Raw genomic sequence first — 16,885 nt, 5'->3', positions numbered from 1 at the left:
CATGTCCGCACTTGCAAACCGCCATGGCATCGTCGTCGGGATCGACGGATCGCCGGCCTCGAACGCCGCCGTGTGTTGGGCGGCGCGTGACGCGGCGATGCGACACGTCCCGCTGACCGTGGTCCACATGGTGAACGCGCTCGTGCCGATGTATCCCGCCCTTCCCCTGTCGACCGGCGTGGCGGTGTGGCAGGAAGAGCAAGGCCGGGAGGTCCTCGAGCAAGCGGTCAAGGTCGCCGAAGAGGCCGTCACCAGCGACCGCAAGATCGACATCCGAAGCGAGCTGAGGTGCGCGCCCCCGGTGCCCACGCTGGTCGAGATGTCCAAAGAGGCCGAGATGGTCGTCGTCGGCAGCAACGGGCGGGGGGCGATGAGCAGGCTGCTGCTGGGATCGGTGAGCAGCAGCGTGGTCCGCAGCGCGCGCTGCCCGGTCGCGGTCATCCGCGACGAAGATCCGCTCATGCCGCATCCCCAGCAAGCCCCGGTGCTCGTGGGCATCGACGGCTCACCCGCCTCCGACGTCGCGGTGGCCGTTGCGTTCGACGAGGCGTCGCGTCGCGGTGTCGAGCTGACGGCGCTGCACGCCTGGAGCGACGTCGACGTCTTCGAACTGCCCGGGGTGGATTGGTCGGCGGTGAGGCAGGAAGCCGAGCGGAGCCTGGCCGAACAACTGGCCGGCTGGCAGGAACGCTATCCCGACGTCACCGTGCACCGCGTCGTCGTTTCCGACCGGCCGGCCCGCCAGCTCATCGAACAGTCGGAATCCGCCCAACTCGTCGTCGTGGGCAGCCACGGCCGCGGCGGCCTGTCCGGCATGCTGTTGGGTTCGGTCAGCAACGCCGTCGTCCACTCGGTCCGGATGCCTGTGATCGTCGCGCGGCCCTCCTAGGGGCGCGCCGCCGCCGTGCCCTATCTCGATCTGCACGAAACTCACACGGGCGTCGTCATTCTCGCCGGTGACCGCGCATACAAAGCCAAGAAGCCGGTGCTCACCGACTTCCTCGACTTCCGCGCGCCGCAGCAGCGCGAGCACGCCTGCCGCCGGGAGGTCGAGCTCAACAGCCGGCTCTCGCCCGAGAGCTACCTCGGCGTCGCCCACCTCACCGACCCGCTCGGCGGGCCGGCCGAGCCGGTCGTGGTCATGCGGCGCTACCGCGACGAGGACCGCCTCGCGCATTTGGTGACCCACGACACTTCAGAGTCCGTGCACCGCGTGCTGGACGCGGTCGCGGCCGTGTTGGCCCGCTTCCACGAACGCGCCGAGCGCGGCCAGCGGATCGACGCCCAGGGCGAGGCCGGGGCGATCGAGTGGCGCTGGCGGGAGAACCTGTCCGAATTGGAACGTTATGCGAGCCAATCGACCCCGGGCGTAGCCGAGAGTGAGGTCGCCCATGTGCAGCGCCTGGCGGACCAGTTCGTCGCCGGGCGCGCGGGGCTGTTCGCGCGGCGCATCCGCGACGGGCGCATCGTCGACGGGCACGGCGACCTGCTCGCCGACGACATCTTCTGGGTCGGCGGCACCCCCGCGCTGCTGGACTGTCTGGAGTTCGACGACCGGCTGCGCCACGTCGACTGCATCGACGACGCCGCCTTCCTCGCGATGGACCTGGAGTTCCTGGGCCGCAAGGACTTCGGCGACTACTTCCTGCAGCGCTACGCCGAGCACTCGGGGGACGCGGCGCCGTCGTCGCTGCGTGACTTCTACATCGCCTACCGGGCCGCGGTGCGGGCGAAGGTGGATTGCGTTCGGGTTTCGCAGGGCAGCCCGGGCGCGTCCGACGACGCCGCCCGCCACCTGGCCATCGCAACCCGGCACCTGCGGAGCGGCACCGTTCGGCTTGCGCTCGTCGGCGGCAACCCGGGCACCGGGAAGTCCACCGTGGCCCGCGGGCTGGCCGAATCGTTTGGGGCGCAGCTCATTTCCACCGACGACGTGCGCCGGGAGCTTCGGGACTCCGGCGCCATCGCCGGTGAGGCCGGCGTGCTGAACGCCGGGCTCTACAGCCCCGACCAGGTCGCGGTGGTCTACGAGACCACCCTGCGCCGCGCGCGGCAGTTGCTGGGCGCGGGGCACTCGGTGATCCTCGACGGCACCTGGCGCGATCCGCGGACGCGCGCCCAGGCTCACCGGGTGGCCGCCGAGTCGCACTCGGCGCTCGTCGAATTCGTATGCTCAACGGCGGCCGACGTGGCGGCCGACCGGATCAAGACCAGGCCCGCGGGCAATTCGGAGGTGACCCCGGAGATCGCCGCCGCCCTGGCCGCCGGCCACGCCGACTGGGACAGCGCGCACCGGATCGACACCTCGCGGCGCTCGGGCCTCGTCGCTCGGGAGGCGCACGACCTCTGGTGGCGCGCGACGTAACAGCGGAGGTTCCAACGTCCCGGCCGTCGGGGACCAACGGCCCTGCCCGCAGCCGCCGCGCGGGGCATACAGTTTGCCTCACCGAAATCGACGAAATGGTGCAGATGGACGCGAAAGTGCCGACCGAGCAGGTCATCCGGGACGCGGTGACGCTCGCGTGCCGCGCGCCTTCGCTGCACAACAGCCAGCCCTGGCGGTGGGTGGCCGACGGCACGAGGCTGCACCTGTGGGCCGACCCGCGCCACGCGATGTCCGCCACCGACCACACCGGCCGGGAGCTGATCCTGAGCTGCGGCGCCGTCCTCGACCACCTGCGCGTCGCCATGGCCGCCGCGGGCTGGGAAAGCGTCACCGAACGTTTTCCCACCGAGGGCAGACCGGATCACCTCGCGAGTGTGGGCTTTTTGCCCGTAGAGAACGTGACCGCGCAGTGCCGGCTGCGGGCCGACGCGATCCTTCGCCGCCGCACCGACCGGCTGCCCCTGGGCGCGCCGACCGCGTGGCCCACGCTGCATTCGACCCTGACCCGCGCGGTGACCCCGTACGACGTGTCGCTGGACGTGGTCGACGACGACGAGCGGCCGAGGCTGGCCGAGGCCTCGCGGCTCACCGAGCAGTTGCGCCGAAGCGATACGTCCTACCTGACCGAATTGCGTTGGTGGACATCGCCCTTCGAAGCGAACGCCGACCACGTGCCCGAAAGCGCCCTGCTGTCCAGTTCCGAGGCCGCGCGCGTCGACATCGCCCGCGCATTCCCGCCCGCGGGCGGGGGCCGCCGCCGCGCCGCGATCGAGGCGGACCACTCCAAGATCGTGGTCCTGTCCACCCGTTACGACGATGCGCCGGCCGAAGTGCTGCGCTGCGGTGAGGCGCTGTCGGCGGTGCTGCTCGAATGCACTTTGGCCGGCATGGCCACATGCACGCTGACCCACATGACGGAGATGTCGCTGAGCCGCGACATCATCAGGCAGGTCACCGGCGGCTCCGGCCAGCCGCAGCTGCTGATCCGGGTCGGCCGGTCACCGGCCGGGGACCCGCATGGGGAACCCACCGCCCGGCGTCCGGTGACCGAAGTCCTCGAGATGCGTGGGTGACCGATATGCCAAGGACGATGCCAAGGAGGTGCCATCGATGACTCGGCACTGGCTGGTGATGGAAACAAACGGGGAAACAACCGGGAAGGACGGTGAGGCCCCCTTCGTCGCGCGGGTCGCGGCCGCGGGCCGGCATCTGCCCGGAACCCACCTGACGACCGACGAGCTCATGGCGTCCACCCGCCACCGCACCCACATCGACCTGGAACGGCTGACCGGGATCCGCGAACGCCGGGTGTCGATGGGCGATGAGGATTCCTACACCCTGGCCAGCTCGGCGGCGCTGAACTGCCTGGCCACCGCGCAGCAGGATCCGGCGGCGCTGGACGTCGTGATCAGCTGCAGCATCACCAAATTCCGGGACGGGCTGACCCAGTGGCTCGAGCCGACCATGAGCAGCGCCGTGGCGCGCGGGATCGGGGCGGTGAACGCGATGACGTTCGACGTGTCCAACGCGTGCGCCGGAATGCTCACCGGCGTCACGATTTTGAACAACTGGATCCGCCAGGGCGTCGTCGAGCGCGGGCTCGTCGTCAGCGGCGAGTACATCTCGCAGCTGTCCAACAACGCCGCCCGGCACATCCGCAACATCATGAGCAAGGAGCTGGCCAGCCTGACCCTGGGCGATGCCGGCGCGGCGCTGCTGCTCGAGCGGGCGCCGGCCGGTTCGGCCGGCATCACCCTGGCGGGCTTCACCACCGTCGCCGACTACAGCCGGCTCTGCCTGGCATATCCGCAGGGCGACGACCCGGGCGCGCGGATGTTCACCAACTCCCGCGCCATCCAGAAGGCCGCGATCGCCAACACCCCGCTGCTGTTGAGCGAAGTGCTTGACACGGTTGGTCTTTCGATCCACGACATCGACCACGTCATCACCCACCAGACGTCCGCGCGCGCCATCCGCAAGGGAATGGCCCGGATGTCGGAGGTGTTCGGCGACAGCCCGCGCCACGACGCGGTGATCACCGTCGACCGCTACGGGAACACCGCGTCCACGACCCACACGGTGGCCCTCGTCGAGGAACTCGAGGCCGGGCGGATCAAACCGGGGGAGCGAATCGCGTTGCTGGCGTTGGCCTCCGGACTGGAGATCGGTGTGGTCTTGTTGACCCTGGACGAGGATGTGGTGAGCCGCTATGGGCACGGTGATTGATCGGATCGACGTCTCTCATCCGCGGCTGCGGGGGCGCCACAGCGCGTTGCACCTGGCCGTCGTGGCCGCCAAGGACTGCCTGAAGCGGGCCGGATGCGAGGCTAAAGACCTCGACCTAGTCGTCAACGCCGGCATTTTCCGCGACCGCAACCTCGGTGAGCCGGCGCTCGCCGCGCTGATCCAGGACGACGTCGGCGCCAACCCGGAGGACCCGCACGCCGGCGCCCACGGCACCTTCTCCTTCGACATCGCCAACGGCACGTGCGGGCTGCTGACGGCGCTGCAGATCGTCGACGGGTTCATGCGCAGCCGCGCCATCCGGCGCGCGCTGGTGGTCGCCAGCGACGCCGACCCCGGGCACGGGATGAGCGAGCACTTCCCGTTCTCGGCCGCCGGCGCGGCGATGCTTTGCGGCTGGTCCGACGACGACTACGGCCTCAGCCGGGTCTCCTGGGTGACCGACCCGAGTGAACCCGGCGACGAAACATTCAGTGCTACAGTGGGTTTCGCTGATTCCCGCAACATCCTGCGCTTCTCCGAGTCGGCGGCGATGGACGAGCGGTTCGCCGCGGCGGCCGGGCGGGCGGTGGCGGCGTGCCTGGAGGAGCAGTCGGTGCGGCTGTCGGACGTCGACGCGATCGTCGCCGCCCCCGCCCGGCCCGGATACCGCAGCGCGCTGGGCACCCGACTGGGCTTGCCGGTCGAGGCGATCAGCGTCGCCGACGACGAACGCATGCACACCGCCGCCTTGGCCGCCGCGTTCGGGCAGCGGGCCGAGCGGTTGCCGGCGGGCGCACGGGTCCTGTTCGTCGCGGCCGGGGCCGACGTCGTCGCGGGCGCCGCCCTCTATCGCCAGCCACCCCGGGCCGCGCGGCCATAACGACGAAACCCGTCACTAGGCTCGGTGCGGTGACCCCGCGCTCAGACGATCACTGCAGTTGCACCGCACGCTCGAGGTCCAGGACCTGCCGGGTGGTCTTGACCACCACGTCGGGGTTCAGGCTGATCGAGTCGATGCCGCAGCGAACCAGGAACTCGGCCATGTCGGGGTAGTCCGACGGCGCCTGACCGCACAATCCGGAGTGAATCCCGTTGCGGCGGCAGCCCTCCACGGCCAGCCGGATCATCTCCTTGACGCCCTCGTCGCGTTCGTCGTAGTCGAAGGCCACGATCTCGCTGTCCCGGTCGACGCCGAGGGTCAGCTGGGTGAGGTCATTGGACCCGATGGAGAACCCGTCGAAGCGCTTGGCGAACTCGTCGATGAGGATGACGTTGTTGGGGATCTCGCACATCGCGTACACCTTGAGCCCGTTCTCCCCGCGGCGGAGACCGTGTTTGGCCATCTCCGCCAGGACCAGGTCGGCCTCGGCCACCCGGCGCACGAACGGCAACATCAGCACGACGTTGGTCAGCCCCATCTGTTCGCGCACCCGCTTCATCGCCCGGCACTCCAGCGCGAATCCCTCGGCGTAGGCCGGGTGCGCATAGCGCGACGCGCCGCGGAAGCCGATCATCGGGTTGCTCTCGACCGCCTCGAAGCCGCTGCCGCCGACCAGGCTGGCGTACTCGTTGGTCTTGAAGTCCGACATCCGCACGACGACGGGCTTGGGCCAGAAGGCGGCGGCGATGGTGCCGATCCCTTCCGACAGGCGCTCCACGAAGAATTCGGCGCCGTCGGAATAGGCGTACGTCAGCGTTTCGATGGTCCGCCGGGCCTCGGGGTCGTCCACCCGGTCGGGGTGGAGCAGAGCCAGCGGGTGCACCCGGATGTACTCGTTGATGATGAACTCCATCCGGGCCAGCCCCACGCCGTCGTTCGGCAAAAACGACGTCTTGAACGCTAGATCCGGGTTGCCGAGGTTGAGCATGATCTCGGTATGCGGGCGCTCCTGGTCGGACACCTCGGTGTGATCGACGCGAAAGCCCAACTCGCCGCGGTAGACCCGCCCCGTGTCGCCCTCCACGCACGACACCGTGACGAGCTCGCCGTCGGGCACGCTCGTGGTGGCGTTGCCCGCGCCGACGACGGCGGGGATGCCGAGCTCGCGGGCGATGATCGCCGCGTGGCAGGTGCGCCCGCCGCGGTTGGTGACGATGGCCGCGGCGATCTTCATGATGGGTTCCCAGTCGGGCGTGGTGATGTCGGCGACCAGCACGTCGCCGGGCTGGAACTCCGACAGCTTCCCAAGGTTGTCCATCCGCCTGGCGATGCCGGTGGCGACCTTCTCGCCGACCGATCGCCCCTCGGCGAGTACCTCCTTACGTTCGGCGCCCTTGCCCTCGAGCACGTAGCTCTCGATCACCGTCTGGCTGCGCTGGGAGGCCGCGGTTTCGGGGCGCGCCTGGACGATGTAGAGCCGCCCGTCGAGACCGTCCTTCGCCCATTCGATGTCCATCGGCCGCCCGTAGTGGCTCTCGATGGCGCAGGCGTAGCCGGCCAACTCGAGGACGTCGTCGTCGGTGACGCAGAACCGGGCCCGGTCGGCCTTCGGCGTGGGGATGTTGCGGGTGGTGTTCTTCGTCTCGCCCTCGACGAAGATCATCTTGACCGCCTTGTCCCCGATCAGCCGGCGCAGGACCGCCCGGTGGCCGGCCTGATACGTCGGTTTGTGGACGTAGAACTCGTCGGGGTCGACGGCGCCCTGCACCACATTCTCGCCGAGCCCGAAGGCGCCGGTGATGAATACGACGTCGTGGAAGCCGGATTCGGTGTCCAGGGTGAACATCACCCCCGACGAGGCGAGGTCGGAGCGCACCATCTTCATGACGCCGATCGACAGCGACACCTTGAAGTGGTCGAAGTCCTGGTCGATCCGGTAGTGGATGGCCCGGTCGGTGAACAGGCTGGCGAAACACCGGCGGCAGGCGTCCAGCAGGCTCTCGCTGCCCTTGATGTTGAGGAAGGTCTCCTGCTGGCCGGCGAAGCTGGCGGTCGGCAGGTCTTCGGCGGTCGCCGAGCTGCGCACGGCCAGGCTGACGTCTTCGCCGTATTCCTCCTGAAGCTGCCGGTAGGCGGCCGTGATCTCGGCGGCGAGCTCCCGGGGAAGCCCTGCGCCGTAGACGATTTCGCGGGCCCGCTTGCCCCTGCGTGCCAGCGCGGTGACGTCGTTGGGGTCGAGGTCGTCGAGCGCGGCGTGCAGCGCGTCCCAGGCGCCGGCGCTGTCCAGCATGTGCCGGTAGGCCTCGGCGGTGATCGCGAACCCGTGCGGGACCCGCACGCCCTGTCCGGTCAGCTTCTGGAACATCTCGCCCAGCGAGGCGTTCTTCCCGCCGACCAGTGGGACGTCCTCGATGCCGATCTCTTCGAAGAAGCGGATGTAGGTGAAATCGCTCATGGTGTTCTTCCTCCGGCAGGTTGCATCAATACGCGTCGTAGCTAACGCTGTTCGCTTTTCGCATGATCCAGACGTAGTCCGTGGAGGCCGGGCAGTGCGGGCAGACCGATGTGGGACGCGGCGGCGAAAGCGGCTGCCGCGCTGCTCAATTGCTCTCCCGTCACCCCCCTCACAATATGGCCGGGGGCGCGCCGCCACAGCCGCCGTTTGGCCTCAGTAGTAGAGGACTTACGGCCCTGCCAGCAGGGCATTGCGGCGGGGAAGGTAGCACCATGGAGCAATTGACCGCACTGGACGCCGGCTTCCTGGAGGTCGAGGACTCCGATCCGCACATCAGCCTGGCGGTGGGCGGCGTGTCGGTCGTGGAGGGACCGGCCCCGACGTACGAGGAGTTCGTCGCCGAATTCGGCGAGCGGGTCGCGACGGTTCCGCGCTGCAGGCAGGTCCTGCGGACCCACCCGCTCGACCTGCGGCCGCCGGAATGGACGGACGACCCGCACTTCGCCCTCTCGCGGCATCTGCACCGCGTCGCGCTGCCGCACCCGGGCGGCGACCCGGAGCTGTTCGAGATGATCGCGTCGTTGATGGAGCGCCGACTCGATCGTGAACGCCCGCTGTGGGAGTCCTGGATCATCGAGGGGCTCAGCGAAAACCGGTGGGCGGTGCTCACCAAGATTCATCACTGCATCGCCGACGGTATCGCGATGGCGCAGCTGTTCGCCAAGTTCGGCGACGACGGTGAGGGCGGCACCTTCGCCGTCGACGTCGGCGCCGCCAGGAAGGCGGTTCGGCGCGGGGCGGATCTGTCCAAGATCAGCCTGAACCCCTTGAGTTGGGCGACCGGAATCGGCCGAAGCGCGTTCGGCGCGGTGACCGCGGCCGAACACGCGGCGATCGGGGCGGCCGAACTGGCCACCGCACTGATGCGCCCCGCGCCTCAATCGTCGCTGAACGGGCCGGTCACCGCGATGCGGCGGTACAGCGTGGCCCGCGCCCGGCTGAGGGACATGAACAAGGTCGCCCGGGCATTCGGCGTCACCCTCAACGACGTTGCGCTGGCAGCGATTACCAACAGTTATCGCGCCGTCTTGCTGGCGCGCGGGGAACAACCGGGCCGAGACTCGCTGCGCACGCTCGTTCCCGTCTCCGTGCGCGCCGTGGACCACTTCAATGTCGCCGGCAACCGGGTCTCGGCGATGCTACCGTTGCTGCCCGTCGACGAGGCGGACCCGGTGCAACAGCTGAAACTGGTGCATGACCGGCTCACCCACGCAAAGGCGAGCGGGCAGAGCGAGGGTGGCAGCGCGTTGGTGGTGGCGGCGCGGCGCACCCCGTTTGCGGTGTCCGCGTGGGCAATTCGCTTGCTCTCCCGGTTACCGCAACGAGCGGTCGTCGCCCTGGCGAGCAATGTTCCCGGCCCACGGAGCCGGCAGCGGCTGATGGGCCGCCGGGTGCTGGAGCTGTTGCCGGTCCCGCCGATAGCCCTTCAGGTGCGCACCGGTGTCGGGATGCTCAGCTATGCCGACAGTTTCGTCTTCGGAATCACCGCCGACTACGACACGGCGCCCGACATCGACGCGCTCGCCGCCGGCATCGAGAAGGGGATGGCGCAATTGATCGCGGCCGCCCGCATCCGGCGCCGCAAGGCGTCATGACACGTCGGACTGGCTGACGCGTCGATGGGCGGTTAGCAGTAGATGGTCGAACTCCGATTGGGCATCGAGGGGCAGGCCGGCACAGCGGAAGTCTTCGGCGATCTGCTCGGCGAGCAGCCGTAGCTTGATATTCGCCTCCTGCGAAAGCCATCTGAGCAAATCGAAGGCCGCGCCCTCACTGAGGCCGTAGATCAGCATCAGCATGCCCTTGGCCTGTTCGATCCCGGCCCGGTTCTCGTTGATCTCGGCAAGCCTGGCGCTGACGATCTCCTCGTTCACCTGTCCCGCGGCCGGGGAGACGTCGATGTAAAACCCGTGCGTTCCGACGACGTCACCGTCGTCATCGAAGAACCGGTCACCCACCACGATGACGTGGTGCACCTTGCCGGCGGTGTCGATGATCCGATGGCGAGTGCTGAACGCCCGCCGGGTGTTGACGATCTGATCGATGGTGGCGGCGACCTGCCCACGGTCGTCCGGATGCTTGTGCGAGAGCACCAGATCGGTGGTGGGCGTCACGCTGCCGGGCTCATACCCGTGCATCCGCTGCACCTGTTCCGACCACTCCCAGCGCTGGTCGGTGAAGTGGAAGCGAAACCACCCGGCCGGCTGCGCGGCACCGCCGGCCAACGCCCGTTCGACGTCAGCCGTTTGACCGTCCAGTTCCCACTTCATCTCGCACCTTGCCTCCTGGCGCCCCGATACCGGCGGAGGGCGGCGGCCCGTGAGTTCGGCACGGACCCGAGCCGCCGCCTGTCCACCCGGTGCTCAGGCGTTGATGACCTCGTGTTGCGAGGCGTTTTCGTTGATGGCCGTCTGCCCGTCGCCGCGCCCGACGGTGATCTTGCGCGGCTTCGCCCGCTCGGCGACCGGAATGTGCAGCCGCAGAACGCCTTCGCGGTAGGACGCCTCGATCTTGTCGGTGTCGAGGTTCTCGCCGAGAACCAACTGCCGGCTGAACACCCCGCGCGGGCGCTCGGTGGCCAACATCTCGCGGTCCGGGTCAAGCGCGGGCCGCTCGGCGCGCACGGTCACGACGTTGCGCTCGATGTCGATGTCGAGCGAGTCGGCGTTTATGCCGGGCAGGTCGAACTCGACGACGAATTCCTCGCCCTGGCGCCAGGCGTCCATCGGCATCACCGCCGGTCGGGCGGCCGTGCCGAATACCTGCTGGGTAAAGCGGTCGAGGTCACGGAAGGGGTCGGTACGCATCAGCATGGTGGTCACCCTCTCACTTCAATCTAGGTTGTGGTCTGGCTATTACCTATGTCCAATGACATAGATTTGGTATAGCACTATCGACATACTCATGCAAGTGTGATAAATAGATTTTCTAGGCCAGGTAGCTTCGAGGAGACGTGTGATGACCGACCAACGCGGCGAGTTCGGCGCCCCGGCGCCCGATCACGGCGTGTATGGCATCTCGGTGGCCGCCGAACTCTCGGGCATCCCGGTGCAGTCGCTACGCCTGTACGAGCGTTACGGGCTGGTCACGCCGGCGCGAAGCAACGGCGGGACCCGCCGCTACAGCGCCGACGACCTGGCCCGGCTCAAGCGCATCAGCGAGCTGGTCGGCGCCGGCATCAACCTGGCCGGTATTGCCCGGATCCTCGACCTCGAGGATCACAACGCGACGCTCTCGGCCGCCAACACCGACCTACGGTCCACCAACCGGACCCTGCGGAAGGCCGCCAAAACCGCGAAGGTCACCCAGGAGGCCGACGGGGCCGGCTGAGGGCGCCGCGGTCCCCGGATTGCGCTCACCGAGTTCGGGTACCCAGCCTGCGGTGCCCTTGAGCTGAAGGAGATCCAATGGGAGACGTGGCGGAGGCCAAGAGCCAGGTGGTCGACGGCGCACGGCGCGAAGCGGACGAATACCGCGGGGACGAGCCCCGGCCGCTGGGCGGCTACGTGGCGGTGCTGGCGATCTACACCGTCGTGGTTGCCGTCGCGACCGCGGCCGCGCTGGTCACCGGGCGCACCTTGCCGACACGGTGGCGGATCCAGGACCTGATCACGGTCACCCTGGGCACCCACAAGCTCTCGCGGACGCTGACCAAGGACGCGGTGACGAGCCCGTTGCGCGCGCCGTTCACCAGGTTCGCGGGCAGCGGCGGACCGGCCGAGGTCATGGAGGAGGTCCGGGACGAGAGCCCGTTGCGGCACAGCCTGGGAGAACTGCTGACGTGTCCGTTCTGCCTGGATATGTGGGTGGCGACCGGCTTCGCCATCGGCCTGGTCTTCGCTCCCCGGTTCACCCGCCTGATCGCCGGCGTCTTCACCGTGTTGACCGGCGCCGACTTCCTCCAGCTCGCCTACTCGATGGCGCAGCGGTCGGCCGAGGGCTGAGCCGCGCTCAGCCGGTCTTCGGCATCGGGATGCCCTCGCTGGCCGCGAACTGCGCGTCCTCCTCGGAGGACAACCCGATGGAGACCACCGACCGGGCGAACAGCGCGTCGGTCAGGTAGGCCAGCGAAACCGCCCACCGGTTGACGCCGCGCGGGATCGCATACAGGTGGTAGGCCCGGGTCACGATCTTCGCCGGCAGCCCCGAAAGGTGGATGTTCATCGGGTTGGCCACCGCGTTCCACGGTCCCAGGTCCACCACCAGACCCAGGTTGCGGTGCTTGTACTGCTTGGCCGTGCCGTGACCGAGGCTGGCCGCCACGTTGCGGGCCAGCACCTTGCCCTGGCGGGTGGCGTGCTGGGCGGTGGGCGGCGTGATCTTTCCGGGCTGGGTCAGGTCGGGAACCGCGGCCGCGTCGCCGGCCGCGAACACGTCCGGGTGATCCGGCACCTGCAGATCGGGCTGCACTTTGAGCCGGCCCCGCTCGGTCGGCAAGCCCAGACCCTGGATCAGCGGTGCGCCGGTCACGCCGGTCACCCAGGCGACCGTGCGGGTGTCGATGCGCGAATCATCGCTCAGCACAACGTGATCGCCATGCGCTTCCTTGAGCGTGAGGCCGAGTCGAACGTCGATCCCGCGCCGGCGGAGCACCTTCTGCGCGGCATCGCCCAGCTTCTTGCCGACTTCCGGCATCACCTGCTCGGCCAGATCGAGGAGCACGAACCGGACGGCGGCGGGGTCGAAGCTCATCTGCTTGGCGGCCGCGTCGGCCAGCGCCCGCAGCTGAGCCACCAGTTCGGTGCCCGAATAGGAGGCCCCGACCACGACGACTGTGCGCCGGGCTTGGGCCACGCGGGGGTCGTTCTCGATATTGGCCAGCTCGAGCTGCTCGACGAAGTGGTCTCGCAGGTAGAGGGCCTCGGCGGTGGTCTTCAGTCCGCGCGCGCAGGTCGCGAGGCCCGGCACATCGAACAGCCGTGTCACCGAACCCGGCGTCAGCACCAACCGATCCCAGGCCAGGGTGTGGCTGCGTTCTTCGGGATCGCACCATGTCACGGTGCGCCGGGCGAAGTCCACGCCATCCACGCGGCCGCGCACCGCGTGCACGCCTTTGAGGGTGTTGGCCAACGGGATCGCCACAAAGCGGGCATCGACGACGCCGCCGGCGACGTCGGGCAACAACGGCGTGTACAGCATGTAGTCGACCGGGGAGATGATCGTGATGTCGGCCTGTACGCGCCGTCGCCGCAGGATGCGGGCCAGGCGGTGCGCGCAGGTGAATCCGGTGAAGCCGCTGCCGACGATCACTATCGAGGTCATTAATCGCCAGTGTAGGACGATTGCCGGGTCCGGACCGGGGCATCCCAGCGCGGGCTCGCGGGAACCATCGCGGCGATGTCCCCAAATATGTTTGATAGCAATGCATTACGTGCATTCAGTGCAAGTGCGCAAGGTCGTTGGCGGTTTGCGGCCGGGGGCACCGGTAGCCTGGGCGCGCGAGGCTTGCGCTTCGCTATTTGGCCCATTGATTTCGTTTGCTGGGTTGACACCGAAATGATCACAAGAAGACTTGGATAAACGAGGCGTGGCTCTCGGGAAGGAGTGTGCCCGTATTCGCCGCCCCGGGGGTCGCCCCCCCGGGGGGGCAGACCTTCGACAGGGGGATGCTATGCAAGAGTGCAGTACGGCGGTCGTCGCCCAGCTCGCGGAAATGGTATCCGGCCTCGACCGCCAGGGAACGGACACCGCGGCGGGGCTGAGCGAACTCATCGGCAACGGCGTCATGCACGTGGCGGGCTCGCAGTACGCGGGGATCACCCTGGCCGAGCGGAGTAAGGCGGTCACCAATGTGGCGGCCACGCATCGGTACCCGATGCTGTTGGACTCGATCCAGAACCGATACGGGGAGGGGCCGTGCGTGGAGGCGGCCTGGAGCCACCACGTGATGCACGTCGAGGACCTCGCCGAAGAGAAGCGGTGGCCCCGTTATCGGCTGCATGCGCTCGAGCAGACCCCGATCCGGTCCATCCTGTCGTTCGAGTTGTTCGTGGACCACGGCAGCATGGCCGCGCTCAACTTCTATGCCGATTCCCCGCACGCCTTCCACGACGACGCGGTGGAGCTCGGCACCGTCTACGCCACGCACATCGCGCTGGCGTGGTCAATCATGCGCCGCCAAGACCAATTCCGCAGCGCCCTGGCCTCGCGGGACATGATCGGGCAGGCCAAGGGCATCGTCATGGAGCGCTTCAATCTCGACGCCGTCGAAGCGTTCGAACTGCTCACCCGGCTCTCGCAGCAATCCAACACCAGGCTCATCGACATCGCGAAATCGTTGATCGACAGCGAGCATCCACTCAAACGCCGGCAGTGCTGACGCGGCGTTTCGGGGGCCGCGAGACGGGTATGTGCTTCGCACATGAAGGCTGTCACGTGGCACGGCAAGCGCGACGTGCGGGTGGAGTCGGTGCCCGACCCGAAGATCGAGAAGCCCACCGACGCCATCATCGAAGTCACGTCGACCAATATCTGCGGGTCCGACCTGCACCTGTATGAGATCCTTGGGGCCTTCATGAAGCCCGGGGACATCCTTGGACACGAACCCATGGGAATCGTGCGCGAAGTCGGCGGTGAAGCGGGCGACCTGCGGGTCGGGGACCGGGTCGTCATCCCATTCCAAATCTCTTGTGGCAGTTGCTACATGTGCGACAAGCGGCTCTACACGCAATGCGAGATCACCCAGGTGCGCGAACAGGGCATGGGGGCCGCGCTGTTCGGTTACTCGGAGCTCTACGGCGAGGTCCCCGGCGGCCAGGCCGAGCTGTTGCGAGTCCCGCAGGCGCAGTTCACCCACATCAAAGTCCCTGTGGGACCGCCGGATTCGCGGTTCGTTTACCTGTCCGACGTGCTGCCGACGGCCTGGCAGGCGGTGGCGTACGCCGACATCCCGGATGGTGGCACGGTCACCGTGCTCGGTTTGGGGCCGATCGGCGACATGGCCGCGCGCATCGCCGATCACCTCGGCTATCGGGTGATCGCCGTCGATCTGGTGGCCGAACGCCTCGGGCGTGCCGCGCAGCGCGGCATTCACACCATCGACCTGGGCCGGCTCGACTCCTCACTGGGGGACGCGATCCGGGACCTGACCGACGGACGGGGCTCCGACTCCGTCATCGACGCCGTGGGCATGGAAGCGCACGGTTCCCCCGCGGCCAAGCTGGCCCAGCAGGCCGCCGGCATGTTGCCGGACTTCGTCGGCAAGCGGCTCATGCAGACCGCCGGCGTGGACCGGCTCAGCGCCCTGTACTCCGCCATCGACATCGTGCGCCGCGGCGGCACGATATCGCTGATCGGCGTGTACGGCGGGATGGCCGACCCGCTGCCGATGCTCACCCTGTTCGACAAGCAGGTGACCCTCCGGATGGGTCAGGCGAACGTGAAGAGGTGGGTGGACGACATCATGCCGCTGCTCACCGACGACGACCCGCTCGGCGTGGACACCTTCGCGTCGCACGTGCTGCCCCTCGACCAGGCCCCGCACGGCTACGAGATCTTCCAGAAGAAGCAGGACGGCGCGGTTAAAATCATGTTAAGACCCTGAAAATCGCTGTGCCGCAAGGCCTCCCCGATCCACCGTTTGGGGGAGGCCGCCGTAGGGTATTGGAAGCGCCATGACATCCGCAGAAGCCACCGCCCCCACGCCCACCGGAGAGGTGTGGCCGGGCCGCGCCTACCCCTTGGGCGCCACCTACGACGGCGCGGGCACCAATTTCGCCGTGTTCAGCGAAGTGGCCGAGCGGGTGGAGCTGTGCCTGTTCGACGCCGACGGCACCGAGAGCCGGGTCCCGCTGCCGGAGGTCGACGGCTACATCTGGCACGCCTACATCCCCAACATCGAACCAGGCCAACGCTACGGCTACCGCGTCTACGGCCCGTACGACCCGCAGAACGGCCTACGCTGCAACCCGAACAAACTGCTGGTGGACCCGTATTCGAAGGCCATCGACGGCTCCTTCGAGTGGAACCAGGCCCTGTTCAGCTACAACTTCGGCGACCCGGACAGCCGCAACGACGAGGACTCCGCCGGGTTCATGCCCAAATCGGTCGTCATCAACCCCTACTTCGACTGGGGCAACGACCGGCCGCCGGACCACCAATACGCCGACACGGTCATCTACGAGGCGCACGTCAAGGGCCTGACGCAAACCCACCCCGACATCCCCGAGCAGCTGCGCGGCACCTACGCGGGCGTCGCGCACCCGGTGATCATCGAGCACCTCAAGAGCATCGGCGTCACCGCCATCGAGCTGATGCCGGTGCACCACTTCGCCAACGACTCCACCCTGGTGGACAAGGGCCTCTCGAATTACTGGGGCTACAACACAATCGGGTTCTTCGCGCCCGACTTCAAGTACTCCAGCGCCACCTCGCCCGGCGGGCAGGTACAGGAATTCAAGGCCATGGTGCGGACCCTGCACGAGGCCGGCATCGAGGTCATCCTCGACGTCGTCTACAACCACACGGCCGAGGGCAACCACATGGGCCCGACGCTGTCCTTCCGCGGCATCGACAACGCCGCCTACTACCGGCTCGTCGACGACGACAAGCGCTACTACATGGACTACACCGGCACCGGCAACAGCCTCAACGTCGGGCACCCGCACGCGCTGCAGCTGATCATGGACTCCCTGCGCTACTGGGTGACCGAGATGCACGTCGACGGCTTCCGGTTCGACCTCGCTTCGACGCTGGCCCGCGAGTTCTACGACGTGGACCGGCTGGCCACCTTTTTCGAGCTCGTGCAACAGGATCCGACCGTCAGCCAGGTCAAGCTGATCGCCGAGCCGTGGGACGTCGGCCCGGGCGGCGCGCGGTGTGCTCGTAGAGGTCGGCGGACCCGGACAGCCGGTAGGCGAACTCGTCGAGGGTCGACGGC

15 protein-coding genes are annotated in these 16,885 nt (G+C 68.2%); 11 read left to right on the top strand and 4 right to left on the bottom strand.

Annotated elements, in window-relative coordinates:
- Window position 1: 1 nt before the first annotated feature.
- The 5 genes from A5678_RS17125 to A5678_RS17105 all read left to right on the top strand — a co-directional run bounded on the left by A5678_RS17125 (window position 2) and on the right by A5678_RS17105 (window position 5,492).
- Window positions 2–889, top strand: a complete 888-nt coding sequence (locus tag A5678_RS17125; protein ID WP_068044619.1) for a universal stress protein — start codon at window positions 2–4, stop codon at window positions 887–889.
- Between the two features lie 15 nt (window positions 890–904).
- Window positions 905–2,365: a bifunctional aminoglycoside phosphotransferase/ATP-binding protein gene (locus A5678_RS17120; protein WP_156746954.1), complete on the top strand. Its 1,461-nt coding sequence runs from the start codon at window positions 905–907 to the stop codon at window positions 2,363–2,365.
- A 95-nt stretch (window positions 2,366–2,460) separates the two neighbouring features.
- Window positions 2,461–3,459 (top strand): NAD(P)H nitroreductase, encoded by a 999-nt coding sequence (locus A5678_RS17115; RefSeq protein ID WP_082945596.1) that lies wholly within the window; start codon window positions 2,461–2,463, stop codon window positions 3,457–3,459.
- Between the two features lie 37 nt (window positions 3,460–3,496).
- A complete protein-coding gene (locus A5678_RS17110; RefSeq protein WP_068044614.1) occupies window positions 3,497–4,612 on the top strand; it encodes a 3-oxoacyl-ACP synthase III family protein in 1,116 nt (371 codons plus the stop codon).
- A complete protein-coding gene (locus A5678_RS17105) occupies window positions 4,596–5,492 on the top strand; it encodes a 3-oxoacyl-ACP synthase (protein WP_068044424.1) in 897 nt (298 codons plus the stop codon). Before A5678_RS17110 ends, A5678_RS17105 begins: the two co-directional genes overlap by 17 nt.
- Window positions 5,493–5,541: 49 nt before the next feature.
- Here the strand turns inward: A5678_RS17105 and ppsA are convergent, their stop codons facing one another.
- The gene (gene ppsA / locus A5678_RS17100; RefSeq protein ID WP_068044421.1) at window positions 5,542–7,947 is read right to left on the bottom strand and encodes a phosphoenolpyruvate synthase; all 2,406 of its coding nucleotides are present in this window, start codon (window positions 7,945–7,947) and stop codon (window positions 5,542–5,544) included.
- A gap of 272 nt (window positions 7,948–8,219) precedes the next feature.
- Here ppsA and A5678_RS17095 point away from each other — a divergent pair, with 272 nt between their 5' ends.
- The gene (locus tag A5678_RS17095) at window positions 8,220–9,602 is read left to right on the top strand and encodes a wax ester/triacylglycerol synthase family O-acyltransferase (protein ID WP_068044418.1); all 1,383 of its coding nucleotides are present in this window, start codon (window positions 8,220–8,222) and stop codon (window positions 9,600–9,602) included.
- Here the strand turns inward: A5678_RS17095 and A5678_RS17090 are convergent.
- Window positions 9,597–10,277: a PAS and ANTAR domain-containing protein gene (locus A5678_RS17090; RefSeq protein WP_068044416.1), complete on the bottom strand. Its 681-nt coding sequence runs from the start codon at window positions 10,275–10,277 to the stop codon at window positions 9,597–9,599. The two genes, A5678_RS17095 and A5678_RS17090, sit on opposite strands and share 6 nt — an antisense overlap.
- A 93-nt stretch (window positions 10,278–10,370) precedes the next feature.
- Window positions 10,371–10,820 carry an Hsp20/alpha crystallin family protein gene (locus A5678_RS17085; RefSeq protein WP_068044612.1) on the bottom strand — a complete coding sequence of 150 codons (450 nt, stop codon included), beginning with the start codon at window positions 10,818–10,820 and terminating at the stop codon, window positions 10,371–10,373.
- A gap of 145 nt (window positions 10,821–10,965) precedes the next feature.
- Between A5678_RS17085 and A5678_RS17080 the strand changes: the two genes are divergently transcribed.
- Window positions 10,966–11,337 (top strand): helix-turn-helix transcriptional regulator, encoded by a 372-nt coding sequence (locus A5678_RS17080; RefSeq protein WP_068044414.1) that lies wholly within the window; start codon window positions 10,966–10,968, stop codon window positions 11,335–11,337.
- A 77-nt stretch (window positions 11,338–11,414) separates the two neighbouring features.
- Entirely contained in the window at window positions 11,415–11,951 is a 537-nt protein-coding gene (locus tag A5678_RS17075; protein ID WP_068044412.1) for a DUF1360 domain-containing protein, read from the top strand.
- A 7-nt stretch (window positions 11,952–11,958) separates the two neighbouring features.
- Here the strand turns inward: A5678_RS17075 and A5678_RS17070 are convergent, their stop codons facing one another.
- Entirely contained in the window at window positions 11,959–13,269 is a 1,311-nt protein-coding gene (locus A5678_RS17070) for an NAD(P)/FAD-dependent oxidoreductase (RefSeq protein WP_068044410.1), read from the bottom strand.
- A gap of 349 nt (window positions 13,270–13,618) precedes the next feature.
- Here A5678_RS17070 and A5678_RS17065 point away from each other — a divergent pair, with 349 nt between their 5' ends.
- The 3 genes from A5678_RS17065 to A5678_RS17055 form a co-directional block, all read left to right on the top strand.
- Window positions 13,619–14,326 (top strand): GAF and ANTAR domain-containing protein, encoded by a 708-nt coding sequence (locus tag A5678_RS17065; protein ID WP_068044407.1) that lies wholly within the window; start codon window positions 13,619–13,621, stop codon window positions 14,324–14,326.
- Window positions 14,327–14,368: 42 nt separating this feature from the next.
- Window positions 14,369–15,550, top strand: a complete 1,182-nt coding sequence (locus A5678_RS17060; protein WP_068044405.1) for a zinc-dependent alcohol dehydrogenase — start codon at window positions 14,369–14,371, stop codon at window positions 15,548–15,550.
- Window positions 15,551–15,620: 70 nt separating this feature from the next.
- Window positions 15,621–16,885: glycogen-debranching protein (locus A5678_RS17055; protein ID WP_255396925.1), on the top strand; the 1,265-nt coding region annotated here is incomplete at its 3' end.

It is taken from the genome of Mycobacterium sp. E2733, from assembly GCF_001667585.1.
In the GTDB taxonomy this organism is placed as follows: Bacteria; Actinomycetota; Actinomycetes; order Mycobacteriales; family Mycobacteriaceae; genus Mycobacterium.
The sequence above is the reverse complement of the archived record's forward strand: the minus strand, read 5'-3'. Positions and strand labels throughout refer to the sequence as shown.